Origin of the sequence: Brenneria nigrifluens DSM 30175 = ATCC 13028, from assembly GCF_005484965.1 — a bacterium.
In the GTDB taxonomy this organism is placed as follows: domain Bacteria; phylum Pseudomonadota; class Gammaproteobacteria; order Enterobacterales; family Enterobacteriaceae; genus Brenneria; species Brenneria nigrifluens.
Genome location: NZ_CP034036.1, coordinates 1948707 through 1969890, shown reverse-complemented (window position 1 = coordinate 1969890; position 21184 = coordinate 1948707). Strand labels below are relative to the sequence as shown.

Sequence of the window (21184 nt, the reverse complement as noted above, 5' to 3'; positions counted from 1 at the left end):
AAACGTCTCTTATATGATCCAGAGCAAAAATTCGCCATAAGCAATACCGGCGGTTGGAAAGTCGCCATCCGCGCACAACGGAGTGGGGAGGATTGCCAGAGTGCGGTACACTCTGTGTATTATGTATTGACTGAAAAATATCCCGTATGTCTGGAAAAACCTGTTTCGCACTGGCATTCGTCTGGCTGGCTATGCCTTCGCTGGCGGCTCCCTTGCCGACGGCGCCGGTTGCCGCGCCGCTGGAAGATATCCGCCAAAGCGGCTTTGTCTATTGCGTGAACGACGTACTGAATACCTTTAATCCGCAAATGGCGCGCAGCGGCGTGACCATCGATACGCTGGCCGCCCAGCTTTACGATCGCCTGCTGGACGTCGATCCCTATACCTATCGCCTGATGCCGGAACTGGCCCAGCGCTGGGAAGTGCTGGACAACGGCTCGACCTATCGCTTTTATCTGCGGCGCGACGTCCCTTTTCAAACCACCGCCTGGTTCAGCCCCAGCCGCAACATGAATGCGGATGACGTACTATTCAGCTTTCAACGCATGCTGGATAAAAAGCATCCGTATCATGACGTCAACGGCGGCGAATATCCCTATTTCGACAGTCTGCAATTTGCCGACTCGGTGCAGAGCATCCGCAAGCTGGGCGAATACGGCGTTGAAATCCGGCTTAACAGCCCGGACGCCTCTTTCCTGTGGCACCTGGCAACGCACTATGCGCCGATCCTCTCCGCCGAGTATGCCCGGGCGCTCTCCGCCGGCGATAAGCAGGAATTGCTGGATCGCGAACCGGTCGGCACCGGCCCCTATATGCTGAATGAATACCGCAACGGGCAATATATTCGCCTGACGCGCAACGCCGCCTACTGGCGCGGCCTGCCCCGTATGCGGCAGGTGGTGGTGGATCTGGGCGCCGGCGGCACCGGCCGCCTGTCCAAACTGCTGACCGGCGAATGCGACGTGCTGGCGTATCCCGCCGTCAGCCAGTTGGCGATTTTACGTAACGATCCGCGACTGCGCCTGTCGTTACGTTCCGGCATGAACATCGCCTATCTGGCATTCAACGTGCGCAAGCCGCCGTTGGACGACCGCCGCGTGCGTGAGGCCATTGCGCTGGCGATTAATAATGACCGGCTGATGCAGTCCATTTACTACGGCACCGCCGAAACCGCCGCCTCAATCTTGCCGCGCGCCTCCTGGGCCTATGACGATGAGGCCAGGATAACGGAATACAACCCGGAGAAATCCCGCCGGCGCTTGCAGGATCTGGGGATAAGCAATCTGAACCTGCGCCTATGGGTGCCCAGCGCGTCGCACTCCTACAATCCCAGCCCGCTGAAAACCGCCGAGCTGATACAGGCCGATCTGGCGCAGGTAGGGGTACAGGTGACCATTGTGCCCGTCGAGGGGCGTTTTCAGGAAGCGCGGCTGATGGAGCTCAGCCACGATTTGACCCTGGCCGGCTGGACCACCGACAGCAACGATCCCGACAGCTTTTTCCGCCCGTTATTAAGCTGCGCCGCCATTCGCTCGCAAACCAACTACGCCCACTGGTGCGATCCCACCTTTGATGAAGTACTGCAAAACGCGCTCTCTTCACAACAGTTGGCGAAGCGTATCGAATACTATCAACAGGCGCAGCAGATTCTGGCCGAACAGCTGCCGGTGTTGCCGCTGGCCTCCTCGTTACGCCTGCTGGCCTATCGCTATGATATGAAAGGATTGGTGCTCAGCCCGTTCGGCAGCGCCTCGTTCGCCGGGGTTTTCCGGGAAAGCGACAATCCTCGCCGCGAGCCAGGCGCCGCCCCGCTCCTCCCTTCTTCCCGGCCGGTCGATGAAGGAGAACAACCGTGATTATCTTTACCCTGCGGCGCCTGCTGCTATTGCTGGTTACGCTGTTCCTGCTGACGCTGCTGGGCTTCAGCCTGAGCTATTACACCCCGCACGCCCCGCTTAACGGCGCCGCGCTGCTTGACGCCTACCGCTTTTACCTCTCCAGCCTGCTGCAGGGCGACTTCGGCCGTTCCAGCACCAACGGCCAGGCCATTATCGTGCAGTTGAAGGTCGTGCTCCCGGCGACGATCGAGCTTTGCCTGCTGGCGTTCGTGCTCTCTTTGCTGGTGGGGATCCCGCTGGGGATCACCGCGGGGGTGATGCAGAACAAAGGGCCGGACATCGTTATCAGTACGCTGGCGCTTATCGGCTTTTCCCTGCCGGTATTCTGGCTGGCGCTGCTGCTGACGCTGTTTTTCTCACTGCATCTCGGCTGGCTGCCGGTTTCCGGACGCTTCGATCTGCTGTATCAGGTAAAAACCGTAACCGGTTTTGCCCTGATCGACGCCTGGCTGTCCGACTCCCCCTATCGCAATGAGATGATGGTCAGCGCGATCCGGCATCTGATTCTGCCGATTAGCGTGCTGGCGGTGGCGCCGACCACGGAGGTGATACGGCTGATGCGCATCAGCACCACCGAGGTTATCGGCAAAAGCTATATCAAGGCCGCCGCGACCCGCGGTTTGTCGCCGCTGACCATTATTCGCCGCCATGTGCTGCACAACGCGTTGCCGCCGATTATTCCCAAGCTGGGATTACAGTTTTCCACTATGCTGACTCTCACCATGATTACCGAAGTGGTCTTCAACTGGCCGGGGCTGGGGCGCTGGCTGGTCAACGCCATCCGCCAACAGGATTTCGCGGCGATTTCCGCGGGCGTCATCGTGGTCGGCGCCATGGTTATTACGGTTAACGTGCTGTCCGACATCTGGGGAGCAATAACCAACCCGTTGAAACACAAGGAGTGGTATGCCCTTCGATAACGTCTACAGCGAAAAGCGCATCCCCAGCCGTCTGGGCGATACCTGGCGCGTGTTTCACCAGGATACGCTGGCGATGGTCGGCTTTTACGGCTTTCTGTTGCTGCTGGGCCTGTGCCTGTTCGGCAAACTGCTGGCGCCTTACGACGTCGGCCAGCAATTCCTGGGTTACCAGATGCTGCCGCCCTCCTGGTCGCACTACGGCGAAGTCTCGTTTTTCCTCGGCACCGACGACCTGGGGCGCGATCTGTTGAGCCGGCTATTGAGCGGCGCCGCCCCCACCGTGGGGTCGGCGCTGATCGTCACCCATGCGGCGGCGCTGTGCGGCATCGTGTTAGGCGTTTTCGCCGGCGTCACCCGCGGATTGCGCTCCGCCGTGTTTAACCACATTCTCGATACCCTGTTGTCCATTCCGTCGCTGCTGCTGGCCATTGTGGTGATCGCCTTTATCGGCCCGAAGCTTGAGCACGCCATGCTGGCCGTGTGGCTGGCGCTATTGCCGCGCATGGTGCGCACCATCTACAGTACGATACACAACGAGATGGACAAAGAGTACGTCGTCGCTACGCGTCTTGACGGCGCCTCCGCCTTTTATATCGTCTGGTATGTGGTGTTGCCCAATATTGCGGCGGTGCTGGTGTCGGAATTCACCCGCGCCTTGTCCATCGCCATTCTGGACATCGCCGCCCTGGGTTTTCTCGACCTCGGCGCGCAGTTGCCCACCACCGAATGGGGAGCGATGCTGGGTAATTCACTGGAGCTGATCTACGCCGCCCCCTGGACGGTGATGTTGCCCGGCGCGGCCATCGCCCTGAGCGTGCTGATCGTCAACCTGCTGGGGGACGGCATTCGCCGCGCCCTGCTGGCGGAAACGGAATAATGGCGGAGACGACCTATGCCCTTGCTTGATATTCGCAATCTGACCATCGAGTTTCTCACCTCCGAGGGCGCGGTAAAAGCGGTCGACCGGGTCAGCATGACGCTGACCGAAGGGGAAATCCGCGGTCTGGTGGGCGAATCCGGATCGGGCAAAAGCCTGATCGCCAAAGCCATCTGCGGGATTACCAAAGATAACTGGCGGGTGACCGCCGATCGCTTCCGCTTTGATGATATCGACCTGCTGCAACTGTCGCCGCGCGAGCGCCGCAAGCTGGTGGGCCATAACGTATCGATGATTTTTCAGGAGCCGCAGTCCTGTCTGGATCCTTCCGAAAGCATCGGGCGGCAATTGATCCAGACCATCCCCGGCTGGACCTATAAAGGCCGCTGGTGGCAGCGATTCCACTGGCGCAAACGCCGGGCGATCGAGCTGCTGCACCGCGTCGGCATCAAAGATCATAAAGATATCATGGGCAGCTATCCCTATGAGCTGACCGACGGCGAATGCCAGAAAGTGATGATCGCCATCGCGCTGGCGAACCAGCCGCGTCTGCTTATCGCCGATGAGCCCACCAACGCCATGGAGTCCACCACCCAGGCGCAGATTTTTCGTTTATTGTCGCGGCTCAACCAGAACAATAACACCACCATTCTATTGATCAGCCACGACCTGCAAACCATGAGCAAATGGGCCGATCGGATTAACGTGCTCTACTGCGGCCAGACGGTGGAAAGCGCCACCAGCGAAGACCTGATCAGCGCGCCGCACCACCCCTACACCCAGGCGTTAATCCGCGCGATGCCGGACTTCGGCCGCTCGCTGCCGCACAAAAGCCGGCTGAATACCCTGCCGGGGGCGATCCCCTCGCTGGAACATTTACCCGTCGGCTGCCGTCTCGGCCCGCGCTGCCCCTACTCGCAAAAACAGTGTATGCAGACGCCCCTGCTACTGCCGGTGAAGAACCATTGGTATGCCTGCCACTTCCCGCTCAATATGGAGGAATCCTGATGGTTGAAACCCTGCTTGAAGCCCGCAACCTGACTAAAACCTTCCGCTATCGCAGCGGTCTGTTTCGCCGCCAGCACGTCGAGGCGGTGAAGTCGGTCAGTTTTACCTTGCGCGAAGGCCAGACCCTGGCGATCATCGGCGAAAACGGTTCGGGGAAATCCACGCTGGCCAAGATGTTGGCGGGTATGATCGCCCCGACCTCCGGCGAGCTATTGATCGACGATCATCTATTGCATTACGGCGATTATCGCTACCGCAGCCAGCGTATCCGCATGATTTTTCAGGATGCGGGCAATGCGCTGAATCCTCGTCAGCGCGTCGGCCAACTGCTGGACGTGCCGCTGCGGCTGAATACCGATCTCAGCGCCGCGGAGCGCGAAAAGGCCATCAACCTGACGCTGCAACAGGTGGGGCTGCGTCCGGACCACGCCTACTATTATCCTCACGCGCTGGCTCCCGGCCAGAAACAGCGCATCGGGCTGGCGCGCGCGCTGATCCTGCAACCGAAAGTCATCGTGGCGGATGAGGCGCTGGCGGCGCTGGATATGTCTATGCGGTCACAGATTATCAATCTGATGCTGGAACTCCAGGAAAAGCACGGTATCTCTTATATTTACGTCACTCAGCATCTGGGGATGATGAAGCACGTCAGCGATCAGATCCTGGTGATGCAGGCGGGAGAAGTGGTGGAGCGCGGCAGCACCGCCGACGTGCTGGCTTCTCCGCTGCATGAACTGACCAAACGTCTGATTGCCAGCCATTTTGGCGAGGCGCTGAGCGCCGATGCCTGGCGGCGCGACGGTGCGCAGCTGTGAGTATCGCGCCGCTCCAAATATGACGGGTAACGACTGCTCGGAGTACCCCTATCGGCTCCGGGCGTGCTAGAATCGCCCGGTTTTATTCATCTCGATCATCATTAACAGCTCATTTTATGACCGATGGTCGCAGCAACAACGATTACAAGGATTACTGCTATGGGTTTTCTTACCGGTAAGCGCATTCTGGTCACTGGCGTCGCCAGTAACCGCTCCATTGCATTCGGTATCGCACAGGCCATGCACCGCGAGGGTGCCGAACTGGCGTTCACGTATCAGAACGATAAGCTAAAATCGCGCGTTGAAGGCTTTGCCGGCGAACTGGGTTCCAGCATTGTGCTGCCGTGCGACGTCGCGGAAGACGCCAGTATTGAAGCGCTGTTTGTCGAACTGGCCAAAGTCTGGCCGAACTTTGACGGTTTCGTGCACTCCATCGCTTACGCGCCGGCCGAACAGCTTGACGGCGATTATGTCGATGCGGTAACCCGCGAGGGCTTCGGCGTGGCGCACGATATCAGCTCATACAGCTTTGTGGCGATGGCGAAGGCCTGCCGCAAGATGCTGAACCCGAATTCCGCTCTGGTGACCCTATCCTATCTGGGCGCAGAGCGCGCCATTCCCAACTATAACGTTATGGGTCTGGCGAAAGCGTCGCTGGAAGCGAACGTACGCTACATGGCGAACGCCATGGGCGCGCAGGGCGTGCGCGTTAACGCCATTTCCGCCGGCCCAATCCGTACGCTGGCCGCATCAGGCATCAAGAACTTCAAGAAAATGCTGTCGCACTGTGAAGCGGTTACGCCAATCCGCCGCGTCGTCACCATCGAAGACGTCGGCAATTCCGCGGCGTTCCTGTGCTCCGATCTGGCGGCCGGCATCTCCGGCGAAGTGCTGCACGTGGACGGCGGCTTTAACATCGCCGCGATGAACGAGCTGGAACTGGATAATTAATCTCCCCGGCGGCAAACCCCGCCGGCAAACCCCGCGCTTCCATGCGGGGTTTGCCGCCTCTGCTATTCCTGCGCAGGCAGGAGCTCACCCCTCGCCGTCGGCGCAAATTAATTCGTAGCCGTCGTCCAGCCGTTCGAAATCGTAGTGCCGCCGCGAAGAAAGAATGATCCGTTTATCTTTGGTGACAAAGATGGCCTCTATATCCGCTCTGGGGCGTAAATAGTCAATTCCGGCCGCGACGCCCATGCCGTACAGCAGCGTGGTATAGCTATCGCCGTCGATGGAGTCGTCCGAAATAACCGTGACGCTATGCAGTTCGTTATCCAGCGGATAGCCGCTGCGCGGATCCAGGATATGGTGATATATCCGCTCGTCAACGGTGAAAAATCGCTCATAGACGCCGGACGTCACCACGGATTTGCCGTTCACGCGGATAACGCCAAGCAGATCATCGCGCTCGGCGAACGGTTTTTGCAGCCCCACGCCCCACCGCCCTTGCCCATCCGTCAAGGAGCCGCCCAGCGCCAGCACGTTGCCGCCCAGATTGATAAGCGCATGATAAATGCCGTGCTGCCAGAGCAAATCTCTCACCAGATCGGCGATATATCCCTTGGCGATGGCGCCTAAATCGATTTCCATCCCCGCGGTGGGCAGTAAAACGGCGCTCTGCTCCTCATCGAGCAAAACGCTTGCCGGATCGGTCAGCGCCAGCGCCTTTTCTATTGTCGCCGCGGCGGGAACCGAGCGGCCGTCAAAGCCGATTTTCCACAGTTTCACCACCGGGCCGATGGCGAAATTAAAACAGCCGTCTTTAATCAGGCTGATTTCTCTGGCGCGCTTAATCAGTTGGAATACCACGGGACTGACCGCAACGTAGCCTTTACCCGCCGCGTGATTGATGCTCATCACTTCCGAGTGCGCGCGATTAACGGTCAACAAGTCTTCCAGCCGTTTGATGCGCCGGAAGACCCGTCTGACCGCCGTTTCGTCATCAACAAACAGTTTTAACGAAATGGTGCTGCCCATCAGCCGGGCGGAGTAGGAATAGATATTATTTACCGATGTCATTATGCGGAAGTCAGATAGCCGATGTTATTTCAGGCGCTGCGGGCGCAACGCCCGCAGAAGAGGTCCGAACGGAGAGGCGCCCTGGCGGACGCGCTCTCCCGTAATCAGTCCTCAATCAGCACCGGCCGTTTCTCCGCCGCGCCGGACGCTTTTGCGGCGCTATCCCCGGCATCGGTTGCCCGCGCATTATCCGGCGGCCTGGCGTAGGCCGCCGCACGTTTGCCGGCCTGGATACCGAAAATAATGATATCCGCCACCGCATTGCCGCCAATACGGTTGGCGCCGTGAATACCGCCGACCACTTCCCCGGCGGCGTAGGCGCCGGGAATGACGTTATGATGGCTATCCAGCACTGCGGCGCCGTCATCGATCGCCACGCCGCCCATGGTGTGGTGCACGCCCGGCGCGACTTTAATGGCGTAGTAAGGCGCCTGGTTCAGCGGATCGCGCATTCCCGTCACCCGGCCAAAATCATCGTCGCGTTTCTGGCCGACGAAGCTGTTGTAGCGCTCAAGCGTCTGTTGCAGCGTATGGGCGTCGACGCCGATCTGTCGCGCCAGCTCGCCGACGCTATCGCCGCTTACCGCCAGGCCCTGCGCCACATACTCCTCCACCGCCATATTTCTGTTTCTCACCTGCTGATCGAACAGGATATAGGCGTATTTCTCCGGCAGATTAACGATCGCCGCCGAAACGTTGTCGCGGGTATCCAGCTCGTTGAAGAATCTCTCCCCGCGCTGGGAAACCAGAATGGCGCCGCCGCCGCGGATCGATTCGGAGATCAGATAAGAGGTGGTTTGCTCCACCGTCGGGTGGGTCTGGATTTCTCCCATATCGACCGTGGCCGCGCCGATATTTTCCAGCAGGCGAATTCCGCCGCCGGTGGCGCCCTTATGATTGGTGGTGACGTAGCCGTTCAGGTCGGGACGATATTTGACCACCATCTGCTCATTGGCGCTGAATCCCCCCGTCGCCACGATAACGGCTTTAGCGGCAATGACTTTCTCCTCATGCTCGTCATTGACGATTCTGACGCCGGCGACCTTACCCTGCTCACGGATGATTTTCGTTACCGAGGTATCCAGCAGGACGTCGATATTGTGCTTGTTGAGGTTTTTAATCAGCCCGCTGATTAAATAGCCGCCGACGGCCGCGCCGTTGGCCGGCCGGTGCGTTCTGTCGACGCTCATGCCGCCGGTGGTGGTAATGTCGCTCAGTTCAATATCGTGTTCGGCAAGCCAGTCAACGGCGCGCGGCGCATGCTCGACGAAATATTTCACCAGGTCGGGGTTATTTTTATGTTTGCCGCTTTTCAGGGTTTCGTTATAGAAAAGGGTCTGACTGTCCTCAATCCCTTTGATTTTCTGGAATACCGTTCCGGCGGCGTTCATCCCGGCGGAGGCCTTAATGGTATTGCCGCCGATAACCGGCATTTTTTCGACAATAATGACGCGCGCGCCCTCTTCGCTGGCCTGAATCGCCGCCGCCAGTCCGGCGCCGCCGCTGCCGATCACCACCACATCGGCCGCCAGGCTCGCATCCGGGTCGCCGCCTTCGGCGATAATCGCATCCTTGCAGGATTTTACCATCGCCTTGGTGACGGCTTTTTTAATCGCTTCGCTCTGCGTGGTCGCGCCGGTTACCGCATCAACGTGCGGGCTGTTGGTGTCCAGAATCCGCTCGCGAATGATTTCAAAACTTATCATCAGCGAATCGTCGATATCGGCGTCGTCTTCCAGCGCGATATTTTTTATCCGCTCGGCTTCAAAGCTGATATTAACCGTCAGTTCGCCGTTTTCATCCCGGACTTTTTCCTGATAAGTCCCGGCGTTGAATTTCTTGCCGACTAAATTGACGTCGCGGATCATCGCTTCCACCAGCGAAAAACGCCACAGCGGTTCGGGGATGGTTAATGCTTCGCGCTGGTCGCTGGGGATATAAAGATCGATTTTTTCCCGGGCGGCAATCTGTTCAATCCAGTCAGGATAAGCGATACAGCCGCGGCCCACGGCGACCAGGTCATAGCCGCATTCCAGCGCCGTTTCGGCATCCGCTTTATTAACCACTTCGCCGACGCCGATTACCGGAATAGCGGCCAGCCGGGGCGAGCGTCGGGCGAGATATTTTTTAATCAACGGCGTAGGGTCGCCGGTTTCGACGATGGACGGACGCAAAATATTCCCCATGGAGAAGTGCACGTAGTGCAAACCTTTTTCCGCCAGTTTCTCCAGCAGATAGAGCGAATCGTCAAAACGAATGCCGGGCTCTTCTATTTCTTCCGGCGAGAAGCGATAACCGATAATAAACGCGCCGTCCGCATATTTATTAACTCTATCATGGGTGATATCCAGCACGGCCAGCGGAAACGCCGCGCGATTATCCCGGCTGCCGCCCCATTTATCGGTGCGGTGATTGGAATTGGGAGAATAGAACTGCTGGATAAGGTAGGTATTGGCGCCGTGAATTTCCACGCCGTCATAGCCGGCCTGAATGGCGCGGTATACCGCATCGCCGAACTTGGCGACCATCGCCTCGACCTCATCCCCGCTCAACGCCTCGGGAACCGCCGCGCCGGCGCGCGGCGCGGCCACGGCGCTGGGGGCCACCGGCGCGGCGCCGCCGATAAAGCGCGGCTCCACCATGCGCCCGCCGTGATAAATTTGCAGTATCGCCTTCGACCCTTTTTCTTTAATCGCCGTCGCAATCTTCGCCAGCCCGGCGATTTTATCGTCGTGGTCTATTCCTATCGCCCCGGGGAAAGCCAGCCCACGGTCATCCACAAAGCAGCACTCCACAATAACCGTGCCGATGCTTCCCGCGCGGGCCTGATAATATTCCACCAGCTCTTTGGTCACGCTGCCGTCATAAAAGCCGCTACAGGTGGTCATCGGCGCCATAACCACCCTATTTTTCAGCGCGATGCCGTTTGGCAGGGTAAAAGAATTTAATAAGTCCCGGTTACTATTCGTCGTATTCTTCATAGCGAACGCTCCACTTAAAAATAAAAAAATTGCTCAAAAATAAATCGGGGACGCAGCCATGATTTTTATCTAATTAGTTATATTGGCTGATAGTTTTCGGGCTAATTATCTGTTTTTTTTTAATGTAAAAACACGTTTTTTTACTATTTTAACTGCCGAATAGAATCACTATTAGCAGGGTTATTGGCGTGACTATTTTTTAAAATTAATATTCGCTATTTTTTATTAACATTTATTTATCTTGATACCAACTTAAATAGCATTATTAATCACATAAACATCGCGAAAATATAATGCGTGAACGGATAATTGTTATGCCACGTCATTTAACAACATTTTTTGTATGGACATATAAAAAGCATAAATAATGTATGGACAATAATATATTCGCCGGACGCCTGTTTATTATAACGCCGCCACCGCGTTAATATTAATCAACGGGACGCGGTCCTTGTTTAGATAACTGCCCGCCTATACTATTCAGACTGGGCAGCTGGGAGAGACGTATTCGATGATCGATAAACACTCTTTTATCCCTTTTTATCTGCAAATCGAGCAGATTCTAAGCCGCCAGATCCGGGAAAACGCGCTGCGGCCCGGCGATCCATTGCCTACCGAAGCGGAAATGTGCCGGCAATATCAGGTTTCACGCATGACGGCGCGCAAAGCGGTGGATTATCTGGTCAGACAGGGATTGGTCGAGCGTTTTCGCGGCCGCGGCACCTTTGTCGCCCGGCCGGATACCCGCGTCAAAGTTCAACTGCCGCTGGATCAGCACCTGACCTCCAGCGAGGTCGCCAGCAGCGTCCGGCGCAAGGTCGTCAATCGCTTGCTGCATTTTTCCCAGCAACCCGCGACGCCGGAGGTCGCCGGCGCGCTTCAGGTGCCCGAACAGGCCGCGGTTCACTATATGCTGCGCCTGCGGCTGATTGACGGCACGCCCTTTGTTTATGAACAATCCTGGATGAATCAGGCGCTGTTTCCCGACCTGAATACCCAGGCGCTCAATCAGTCGAAATATGCCTATCTCAAGTCAAAAGGCTATGGCGCCGTCGGCAGCCATAAACAGATATTCGCCGAGCTCCCCTCGACCGAAATACGCGAAGCGCTGGGGCTGGCGCGCGATGAACCGGTGCTGCACGCCAGCGTGATCGCCTTTTTCGCCAACGGCGTTCCCTTTGAGCTGTCGAACGTCTATTACAACCAGCGGCACTATACCTTTACGCTCGACGCGCCGCCGCGTCCGCTGCTGGCGCTATAGCCTCCCCGGCGGCTACTTCAACTGCGGCCAATAGCCTTTGTTGGCTTCAATCAGCGCATCCAGCACCTGGCGGGCTTTTTTGGCGTCCACCACCAGCCGGTTAAGGGTCAGCGCCTGCAACGCCTTGTGATAAGAGCCCTCAAACCAGGCCTCGATCGTCAGGCGCTCATAGGCGAACTGCTGCTCAATCATCCCCTTGTAGAATGTCGGGATGGGACCGACGCCGAAGGGCCGCGGGCCGTTGATGCCCAACGTGGCGGCCACCTCCACCATCGCGCTGTCATCCAGATTGTTTATCAGGCCGTTGTTTTCCACAATCACCACAAAAATTCGCCGCTGGTTGCCGGCGATCGACTCCGCGACCTCGACGATCATGTCGCCGTGGGCGTCGTTATGCACCACGCTGGCGTCTTTGGTGGTGCCGGCCTGCACCGCGGCGCGGCAGGTTTCAAATACCCGCTTCTCCCTTCCGGCCATCACTTCGTTGGCGCGGGTATAGTTCGGGTCCAGCTTGCTCAGCTTATACTCGGGATAGAGGTAGTATTGCAGATAGGTGTTGGGCAGATAGCCGGGAAAATCGCGCATCATGTCGGCCACCACCGCATAGGTGTCCAGCCATGAGCGATCGCGCTGCTCCGCGTCCGCCGGTTTAAACCCCTGATTGAGAATAATCTCTTGCAACTGCGGCAGCAGGTCCGTTCCCTGCCGGTCATACAAATGGGTAAACCAGCCGAAATGGTTAAGACCGAAGTAGACCGGTTCGAACTCATCGGCGTCGCGCCCCAGCAGCCGGGCATAAGAACGCAGCAAATTGACCGGCTGGTCGCAAATATTGAGGATGCGCCGATCGTGGGGAAATTTCACCCGCAGCGCATCGGCGACGATCGCCGCCGGATTGGTGTAATTAAGGATCCACGCGTCCGGCGAACGGGCTCGGACGTTCTGCACCAGTTCAATCATGTCGCCGATGGAGCGCATGCCATAGGCGAAACCGCCGGGACCGCAGGTCTCCTGCCCGATAACCCCCAGCGACAGCGGGATCTTCTCGTCCTTTTCGCGCATGGCATAACCGCCGGTGCGCATCTGGCAGAAAACAAAATCCACCTCGCGAAACGCCTCTTCCACATCGGTAGTGTAGGAAAAGTCCACCTCCGGGTACTCTTCGCTAAACAATAGCCGGGCGAACTCTCCAATCACCGCCTGCCGCCCGGCGTCGACGTCATACATCACCAGCCGCCGCAGCGGAAACGTGGCCTGACGTTTACACAACGCTTTCAGCAGACCCGGCGTCCAGGTCGATCCGCCGCCGACGATTACCATGCTGTACCGCTTTGTCATAGCCTTATCCTATTTCATTTGATTGAAAAAAAAGGTTACCCTGTCACGCCAAGCGCGCTTTTGACGTCATTGGCGATTTTCTCCACTTTCGGACCGTAAATAACCTGGATGTTGTGCTCGTTAACCCGCTTGATGCCGTTGGCGCCGGTGGTCATCAAGGTCTTGTCCACCACCAGCGCCATGTCTTTTACCTGCACGCGCAGACGGGTAAAGCAGCAATCCACCTCGGCGATATTGCTCTCGCCGCCCAGTCCGGTGATGATGTTTTGCGTACGCTGGTCGGCGCTGACGGCGGTGGCTTCCGGCGGCTGATCTTCCGACTCCCGTCCCGGCGTTTCGACGTTCATACGGTTGATAACGAAGCGGAAAGTGAAGTAATAAAGCGGGAAATATATCCCCCCCAGCAGCACGGCATACCACCAGCGGGTTTCCGCCCCGCCCAGCACGCCGAACACCACCAGATCGATCGCCCCGCCCTGAATATTGCCGATCATCAGATGCAGCACGGACATCAGCATAAAGGAGAGCCCGCTCAGTGCGGCGTGGATCAGATATAAAAGCGGCGAGACAAAAATAAAGCAGAACTCCAGCGGTTCGGTGATGCCGGTGGTGAACGAGGCCAGCGCCCCGGCCAGCACCAGCGCCTTCACCCGTTTTTTATGCTTTGGCTGAGCGCAGCGATACATCGCCAGCGCTGCCCCCGGCAGGCCAAACATCATGATGGGGATCTTGCCCTGGGCGAGAAACCGCGTTGCTTCACGGATGATTTCATCGCTCACCACGCCGGGATGCGTCAGCGACGCATTAAAAATATTCAGCGCGCCCACCACCGTTTGATTATCGATGGTGACGACGCCGCCAATCGGCGTAAAACGCACCGTTTCATTCAGAATATGATGCAGCCCGGTCGGGATCAGAATGCGTTCTGAAAAACCGTACAGAAACGCGCCGTACTGCCCGCTGTGGCCGATCAGTTCCCCCACCCAGGCGATGCCCTGGCCGATGGTCGGCCAGATTAACGCCAGCCCGACGCCCACCAGCGGCAAACACACCACCGTAATGATGGGCACAAAGCGCCGCCCGCCAAAAAAGCTGATGGCCGTGGGCAGTTCAATGGTGTAGAAGCGGTTGTGCAGCAGCGCGGTGAGCACCCCGGCGATCACCCCGCCCAGTACGCTCATGTTATAGGTGAAGATCCCCAGCGTTTGGGTGAATTCGGCGGCGTACATCAGCGCGGCGGTATGATCCATCCCCGCCGCGGTAAGCGCGTCGACGGCGGTGGTGGCGGGCGTCAAATTTTGCGCGGTCAGCGTCGCCTTGACCCCGACGTGCATGGAAATAAAGCCAATCACCGCGGCGAACGCCGCCGTCGGCTTCTCGGCGTTCGCCAGGCCGATGGCGCTGGCGACGGCAAAAAACAGCGGCAGGTTGGCAAACAGCGCGCCGGCAATCTGACGAATAAAACCGATGATCAACTGGGGAGTTTTCATCTCCGCGAAGGCATCGCCGGTGATGGCCGGGTTTTGCATCGCCGCCGCCAGTCCCAGGAAAATCCCGGCGGCGGCGATCACCGAAATCGGCATCATCAGCGCTTTGCCAAAAGCATGAACCTTATTGCCCAAATCTTTCATCATTCGCCCTTCCTGTTTTCCGCTACTGGTTAAGTAATAGCTGGAAAATGGGCGCTATTTGTCTATACAACTAGACAAAAAAGTCACAGTTTGCGCCTGGTCACATTTTCCTCAATAATTCGTCCCGCGCTATTGCGCCATCGCCCCCGGCACGGCGCATTCCGAACGGAATATCCGTACGCCAATCATCCGCACATCAAGCTTGCCGCCGGCCCCCGATTCGCGTAAAACTGTCAGCCGCTAATCGAGCTACTTATAACCGTATTTCTGGACGCTATGTTTCAAGATAATCCGCTGCTTGCACAGCTAAAACAGCAACTTCATTCGCAGACGCCACGGGTTGAAGGTGTCGTCAAAGGCACTGACAAAGGGTTTGGCTTTCTGGAAGCTGACGGACAAAAAAGCTATTTCATTCCGCCGCCGCAGATGAAAAAAGTGATGCACGGCGACCGCATCAGCGCCACGCTACACACCGAAAAAGATCGTGAAATCGTCGAGCCTGAAAAGCTGATTGAGCCTTTCCTGAGCCGCTTTGTCGGCCGCGTTCAGAAAAAAGACGATCGCTTGGCGATTATCCCCGACCATCCTTTATTGAAAGAGGCCATCGGCTGCCGCCCCGCCCGCGACCTCGGCCATCAGTTTCAGGACGGCGACTGGGCGGTGGCGGAAATGCGCCGCCATCCGCTCAAGGGCGACCGCGGTTTTCATGCCGAATTGACCCAGTACATCACCACCGGCGACGATCCGCTGGCGCCGTGGTGGGTGACGTTGTCACGCCATGATCTGGAACGCGCGGCCCCTGACGCCGCAACCAGCGCGCTCAACGATGGCGCGCTGGTGCGCGAAGATCTCACCGCCCTGAATTTCGTCACCATCGACAGCGCCAGCACCGAAGATATGGATGATGCGCTGTACGTGCAGGACAACGGCGACGGCTCGCTGCTGCTGACTATCGCCATCGCCGATCCCACCGCCTACGTCGAAGCCGGCAGCGAGCTGGATAATATCGCCCGCCAGCGCGCCTTTACCAATTACCTGCCCGGCTTCAATATTCCGATGCTGCCGCGTCAACTGTCCGACGATATCTGTTCACTGCGCGCCGACGAACGCCGCCCGGTCCTCGCCTGCCGCGTCACCATCGCCGCCGACGGCACGCTGGGAGACGATATTCACTTCTTCGCCGCCTGGATCGAATCCAAAGCCAAGCTGGCCTATGACGACGTATCCGACTGGCTGGAGCAACAAGGCCAATGGCAGCCGCCGAGCGATGCCATTGCACAGCAAATTCGCCTGCTGCACCGCGTCTGTCTGGCGCGCGGCGAATGGCGCAAGACGCATGCGCTGGTATTCAGAGACCGCCCGGACTACCGCTTCCTGCTGGGAGATAAAGGCGAAGTGCTGGATATCGTCGTCGAACCGCGGCGCATCGCCAACCGCATCGTCGAAGAGGCGATGATCGCCGCCAACGTCTGCGCGGCCGTGGTGCTGCGCGACCGGCTGGGATTCGGCATCTACAACGTCCATAACGGCTTTGACCCGGCGACCGTCGAACAGGCGGTGGCGGTACTGGATTCGTTTGGCGTGCGGACCGATGCGCAGTCGTTGCTGACCCTTGACGGTTTCTGCGCCCTGCGCCGCGAACTGGACGCGCAGCCCACGCCGTTCCTGGACAGCCGCATCCGCCGCTTCCAGTCATACGCCGAAGTCAGCACCACGCCGGGGCCGCATTTCGGGCTGGGATTGGAAGCCTACGCCACCTGGACCTCGCCCATCCGTAAGTATGGCGATATGGTCAACCACCGCCTGCTGAAAGCGCTGATCGCCGGGCAGCCGGCGGAGAAACCGCAGGATGAGGTGACCGTGCAGCTCGCCGAGCGCCGCCGCCTTAACCGCATGGCCGAGCGGGACGTCGGCGACTGGCTCTATGCCCGTTTCCTGAATGATAAGGCCGGCACCGCTACCCGCTTCCCGGCGGAAATCATCGATGTCACCCGCGGCGGCCTGCGCGTTCGCCTGCTGGATAACGGCGCGGTGGCGTTTATTCCCTCCTCCTTTGTCCACGCGGTGCGCGACGAGCTGGTTTGCAGCCAGGAGAACGGTACGGTGCTGGTAAAAGGCGAAGAGGTTTACCGCCAGGGCGATACCCTGGATGTGCTTATTGCCGAGGTTCGCCTCGCCACCCGCAGCATCATCGCCAAACCCGCCGCATAGTTCTTCTGCGGTGACCGGTCTACAGAGGACCGGTCACCGGTAGGCGCTCTTTTATCACATCTCTTTCATTTCTCCATCGCCCATTTCTTGATACCGGAATGTATCTACCGTTTAAATTTCTTTACAGAAATTTATGGTTGCTCACATTTTCATATCCGCCCGCTTCTCTTCGGCAACAAACCCACTATTGTTAAATTGCCTTAACACTCGCGCTACACATCTTCCTGAGTAACGAAGGAGCCGTTGTTATGAATAACGTCAAGAGCATCGTGATCTGGCTGTTGGTTGGATTGGCGGGGGCTATCGCGTTCGCCATGCTGGCCCTGAGCCGCGGTGAACACGTGAATGCCGTATGGTTGGTTGTCGCATCCGTAGCTTGTTATAGCATTGCCTATCGTTTCTACAGTCTGTTTATCGCCAAGAAAGTCTTTGAACTCGACGACCGGCGTCTGACGCCGGCGGAGCGCCATAATGACGGCCTGGACTATGTTCCCACCAATAAATGGGTGCTGTTCGGTCACCATTTTGCCGCCATTGCCGGCGCCGGCCCGCTGGTCGGCCCGATCCTCGCCGCGCAGATGGGTTTTCTGCCCGGTACGATCTGGATTTTGGTCGGCGTGATGCTGGCCGGCGCGGTGCAGGATTTCCTGGTGCTGTTTATCTCCACCCGCCGCGACGGGCGTTCTCTGGGCGAAATGGCGAAGCAGGAGCTGGGCGCCTTTGCCGGGGTGATCACCATGCTTGGGGCGCTGGGGGTGATGATCATTATCCTGTCGGCGTTGGCGCTGGTGGTGGTAAAAGCGCTGGCGGACAGCCCCTGGGGACTGTTCACCATTGCCGCGACCATTCCGATCGCGCTGTTTATGGGCGTTTATATGCGCTTTCTGCGTCCGGGAAAAATCGCCGAGATATCGCTTATCGGTTTCGTGCTGATGATGCTGGCGATTGTCTATGGCGGCAATATCGCCGCGCATCCGTACTGGGGCCCCTTCTTCACCTTAAAAGGCACCTCGCTGACCTGGGCGCTGGTGATTTACGGTTTTATCGCCTCCGTGCTGCCGGTGTGGCTGCTGCTGGCGCCGCGTGATTATCTCTCCACCTTTCTGAAAATCGGCGTTATCGTCGGGCTGGCGGTGGGCATCGTCTTCGCCATGCCGGAGATGAAAATGCCCGCCGTTTCCCGCTTTATCGACGGCAGCGGTCCGGTATTCTCCGGCAGCCTGTTTCCCTTCCTGTTTATTACTATCGCCTGCGGCGCGATTTCCGGTTTCCACGCGCTGGTCTCCAGCGGCACCACGCCGAAACTGGTGGAGCGCGAGAGCCATATCCGTTTTATCGGCTACGGCGCCATGCTGATGGAGTCCTTTGTGGCCATCATGGCGTTAATCTGCGCCTCGGTGATTGAACCCGGCGTTTATTTCGCCATGAACTCGCCGGCGGCGCTGATCGGCACCACGGTGGAAAATGCCTCGCAGGTGATTAACGGCTGGGGATTCGTCATTACGCCGGAAGCCCTTTCCGAGATTGCCAGAGACGTGGGCGAGGCCTCGGTGCTGTCCCGCGCGGGCGGCGCGCCCACCTTCGCCGTGGGGATGGCCTACATCATTACCGAAATCTTTAACAGCCGGGCGATGATGGCGTTCTGGTATCACTTCGCCATCCTTTTTGAAGCGCTGTTTATTCTGACCGCCGTGGACGCCGGCACCCGCGCCTGCCGCTTTATGGTGCAGGATCTGGTGGGCGTGGTGATCCCCAGGCTGGCGAACAGCCATTCGTGGCTGGGCAACCTGGCGGGCACCACCGTCGCCGTCTCCGGCTGGGGCTTTTTCGTCTATCAGGGGGTTATCGATCCGCTGGGCGGCATCAACACCCTGTGGCCGCTGTTCGGCATCGGCAACCAGATGCTGGCGTCCATGGCGTTGATTCTCGGCACCGTGGTGCTGTTCAAAATGAAGAAACAGCGCTATGCCTGGGTGACCATCCTTCCCACTATCTGGCTATTTATTACCTCGATGACCGCAGGCTGGCAGAAGATTTTCCATGAACAGGCCAGCATCGGCTTTCTGGCTCAGGCCAGACGTTTCTCCGCCGGTATTGAACAAGGCACGCTGATCGCCCCGGCCAAAACCATCAAAGATATGGAGACCATCGTGTTCAGCAACCAGATTAACGCCGCGCTGTGCGGGTTCTTTATGCTGGTTGCCGTCACCATGCTGATATCGGCGCTGTTTATCATCCGCCGCGCGCTGAAAAGCGAGCAGCCGACGGCTCAAGAAACGCCGGCCGTATTCCGCGAGGAAGCGCCGCATGGTTAAGCAAGGCGTTTAGTATTCAGCCTCGGCAAACAAAATCCCTCCGCAACGGAGGGATTTTGTTGTGGCGCTTATTGCCCGTAGTAGGCGTTTTTACCGTGTTTGCGTAGATAGTGTTTATCCAGCAGCGTTTGCTGCATGGCGCCCAGATCCGGCGTCAACTGGCGCGAGAATAGGCCCATATAGGCAATTTCCTCCAGCACCACGGCATTATGCACGGCGCCGGCGGCGTCTTTTCCCCAGGCAAACGGGCCGTGGGAATTTACCAGCACCGCCGGGATATCCGTCGGGGAAAGCCGGCGGGAATGAAAGGTTTCCACAATGACCCGGCCGGTCTGCCATTCGTAACGCCCGTTAATCTCTTCGTCCGTCATTAAACGGGTACAGGGAACGGCGCCATAAAAATAATCAGCGTGGGTGGTGCCCCAGGCGGGAATATCCCTGCCGGACTGCGCCCAGATGGTGGCATGGCGGGAATGGGTGTGAACGATACCGCCAATGGCGGGAAACTCCAGGTACAGCACCCGGTGGGTATCGGTATCGGAAGAAGGTTTTTTCGTCCCGGCGACCACGTTGCCGCTCTCCAGTTCCACCACCACCATATCCTCCACGGTCATCGCGGCATACTCGACCCCGGACGGCTTAATCACCATCAGTCCTTGCGCCCTGTCCACCGCGCTGACATTTCCCCAGGTAAAGGTCACCAGGCGATGTTGCGGCAATGCCAGATTGGCTTCCAGTACCCGTTGCCTGAGTTCATTTAACATCGTCCGCCCTCTCAATGGTGTATTAACGCCATTCTCCCGGCCGCTGGGCAGCGCCGCTATGGGCTAAATCGCTAAAGATCCGGCAGCGTTCTGCTGTAACGCGATATTTATTTTCATTCCGGCGGCTAAAAAACAACCATCTTTACCAATTGTTGCTATCGTTATCCTAATGTAAGGGAATTAAGATTTTTTACCTGTTGCGGTTTTTACCGAGGATTATACTCGTCACCAGGCCACGGAAGGCGCGGTACGCTTATTTAATGCGGTAAAAGTGTTGCATTACGATATTTCCTCACTGAAAAAAAGTGAGGCCGAGAGTGAAAGGGGAAAATATGAAACTGAACAAACAATTTACCAGCGCGGCTTTAGCCATCGTACTGTCAGTGGCGCTGGCCGGCTGCTCGAATATGTCCAAGCGCGACCGTAATACCGCGATTGGCGCGGGCGCAGGCGCGGTCGGCGGGGCCATTTTAACCGACGGCGGCACGTTAGGCACGCTGGGCGGCGCCGCTATCGGGGGGATTATCGGCCGCCAGGTTGATTAAGCGTCCAAATCACCGTCATCGTTTTTATGAAATGGAGCTGAAATGCTCCATTTCATTTTCCGTCAGGCGGCGACGTGCCGATAGCGGATAGTCCCCTCCAGCGGCTGCGGCCGTTTAATCAGATTCAGCACCGGACACCAGGTTTCCACCGCCTGATGCAGAGCGGTAATTTCCGCTTCATCGGCCGACGAATCTATTTCCACCGTATAGCGCAGGTTAAAAGGATAAAAGGGAATATCTTCATAACCCTCCTTTCCGGCGCGTAAATCAACATCCGCCTGCACTTCAACTTCCAGTCGGGAAAGCGGAATTTGTCGATCTGCCGCATGAATCAGAAATATATGCGTCAGACAGCTGGATAACGAACCGATAAAAATTTCCGGGGAAGCGGGTCCAAGATTATATCCGGCGAAATCCGGCGGGCTGTCGCTGATAATATGATGTTCGCGAATACGAATATGCCGAATCCCGCTGCGACCTTCCGCCGTGGCGCGGGCGGTAATCGTCTCCGGTTTTATCGCTGCCGGGTCGCGGGCATTACGAATTAACAGCGCCGCCCTTTTTTGCGCCAGATATTCATTCAGATCGCTCATCGTCACTC

The 21184-nt window shown here is 57.8% G+C and carries 16 protein-coding genes; 10 read left to right on the top strand and 6 right to left on the bottom strand.

What is annotated here, in order from left to right:
- Positions 1–146 precede the first annotated feature (146 nt).
- The 6 genes from sapA to fabI all read left to right on the top strand — a co-directional run bounded on the left by sapA (position 147) and on the right by fabI (position 6469).
- The gene (gene sapA / locus EH206_RS09075) at positions 147–1856 is read left to right on the top strand and encodes an ABC transporter substrate-binding protein SapA (protein ID WP_009112477.1); all 1710 of its coding nucleotides are present in this window, start codon (positions 147–149) and stop codon (positions 1854–1856) included.
- On the top strand, positions 1853–2818 hold the full coding sequence (gene sapB, locus EH206_RS09070) for a putrescine export ABC transporter permease SapB (RefSeq protein WP_009112476.1): 966 nt from the start codon (positions 1853–1855) through the stop codon (positions 2816–2818). The genes sapA and sapB overlap by 4 nt, the downstream gene beginning before the upstream one ends.
- Positions 2805–3695 carry a putrescine export ABC transporter permease SapC gene (gene sapC, locus EH206_RS09065; RefSeq protein WP_009112475.1) on the top strand — a complete coding sequence of 297 codons (891 nt, stop codon included), beginning with the start codon at positions 2805–2807 and terminating at the stop codon, positions 3693–3695. Before sapB ends, sapC begins: the two co-directional genes overlap by 14 nt.
- A gap of 15 nt (positions 3696–3710) precedes the next feature.
- Complete coding sequence (gene sapD / locus EH206_RS09060; RefSeq protein ID WP_009112474.1) at positions 3711–4703, top strand: putrescine export ABC transporter ATP-binding protein SapD; 993 nt, start codon at positions 3711–3713, stop codon at positions 4701–4703.
- Positions 4703–5518 (top strand): putrescine export ABC transporter ATP-binding protein SapF, encoded by an 816-nt coding sequence (sapF, locus tag EH206_RS09055; protein WP_009112473.1) that lies wholly within the window; start codon positions 4703–4705, stop codon positions 5516–5518. Before sapD ends, sapF begins: the two co-directional genes overlap by 1 nt.
- A gap of 159 nt (positions 5519–5677) precedes the next feature.
- Positions 5678–6469, top strand: coding sequence for an enoyl-ACP reductase FabI (fabI, locus tag EH206_RS09050; RefSeq protein ID WP_009112472.1), 792 nt, complete (start codon positions 5678–5680; stop codon positions 6467–6469).
- An 84-nt stretch (positions 6470–6553) separates the two neighbouring features.
- Here fabI and EH206_RS09045 read toward each other — a convergent pair whose 3' ends face one another.
- Positions 6554–7537 (bottom strand): FAD:protein FMN transferase, encoded by a 984-nt coding sequence (locus tag EH206_RS09045; RefSeq protein ID WP_009112471.1) that lies wholly within the window; start codon positions 7535–7537, stop codon positions 6554–6556.
- A 104-nt stretch (positions 7538–7641) separates the two neighbouring features.
- The gene (locus EH206_RS09040) at positions 7642–10518 is read right to left on the bottom strand and encodes a flavocytochrome c (RefSeq protein WP_009112470.1); all 2877 of its coding nucleotides are present in this window, start codon (positions 10516–10518) and stop codon (positions 7642–7644) included.
- A gap of 511 nt (positions 10519–11029) precedes the next feature.
- On the opposite strand from EH206_RS09040, the gene EH206_RS09035 reads away from it, so the two are divergent.
- Positions 11030–11779 (top strand): GntR family transcriptional regulator, encoded by a 750-nt coding sequence (locus EH206_RS09035; protein ID WP_009112469.1) that lies wholly within the window; start codon positions 11030–11032, stop codon positions 11777–11779.
- A gap of 12 nt (positions 11780–11791) precedes the next feature.
- Here the strand turns inward: EH206_RS09035 and EH206_RS09030 are convergent, their stop codons facing one another.
- Positions 11792–13117, bottom strand: coding sequence for a 6-phospho-alpha-glucosidase (locus tag EH206_RS09030; protein ID WP_009112468.1), 1326 nt, complete (start codon positions 13115–13117; stop codon positions 11792–11794).
- Positions 13118–13152: 35 nt separating this feature from the next.
- Positions 13153–14748, bottom strand: coding sequence for a PTS transporter subunit EIIC (locus EH206_RS09025; protein WP_040343780.1), 1596 nt, complete (start codon positions 14746–14748; stop codon positions 13153–13155).
- 276 nt (positions 14749–15024) lie between these two features.
- Between EH206_RS09025 and EH206_RS09020 the strand changes: the two genes are divergently transcribed.
- Positions 15025–16959: an exoribonuclease II gene (locus EH206_RS09020; protein WP_009112466.1), complete on the top strand. Its 1935-nt coding sequence runs from the start codon at positions 15025–15027 to the stop codon at positions 16957–16959.
- Positions 16960–17207: 248 nt separating this feature from the next.
- The gene (locus tag EH206_RS09015; protein ID WP_009112465.1) at positions 17208–19274 is read left to right on the top strand and encodes a carbon starvation CstA family protein; all 2067 of its coding nucleotides are present in this window, start codon (positions 17208–17210) and stop codon (positions 19272–19274) included.
- Positions 19275–19342: 68 nt separating this feature from the next.
- Here the strand turns inward: EH206_RS09015 and araD are convergent, their stop codons facing one another.
- On the bottom strand, positions 19343–20038 hold the full coding sequence (araD, locus tag EH206_RS09010) for an L-ribulose-5-phosphate 4-epimerase (protein WP_009112464.1): 696 nt from the start codon (positions 20036–20038) through the stop codon (positions 19343–19345).
- 332 nt (positions 20039–20370) lie between these two features.
- Between araD and osmB the strand changes: the two genes are divergently transcribed.
- On the top strand, positions 20371–20583 hold the full coding sequence (gene osmB / locus EH206_RS09000; RefSeq protein WP_009112463.1) for an osmotically-inducible lipoprotein OsmB: 213 nt from the start codon (positions 20371–20373) through the stop codon (positions 20581–20583).
- Positions 20584–20645: 62 nt separating this feature from the next.
- Here osmB and EH206_RS08995 read toward each other — a convergent pair whose 3' ends face one another.
- Positions 20646–21176, bottom strand: coding sequence for an OsmC family protein (locus tag EH206_RS08995; protein ID WP_009112462.1), 531 nt, complete (start codon positions 21174–21176; stop codon positions 20646–20648).
- Positions 21177–21184 lie beyond the last annotated feature (8 nt).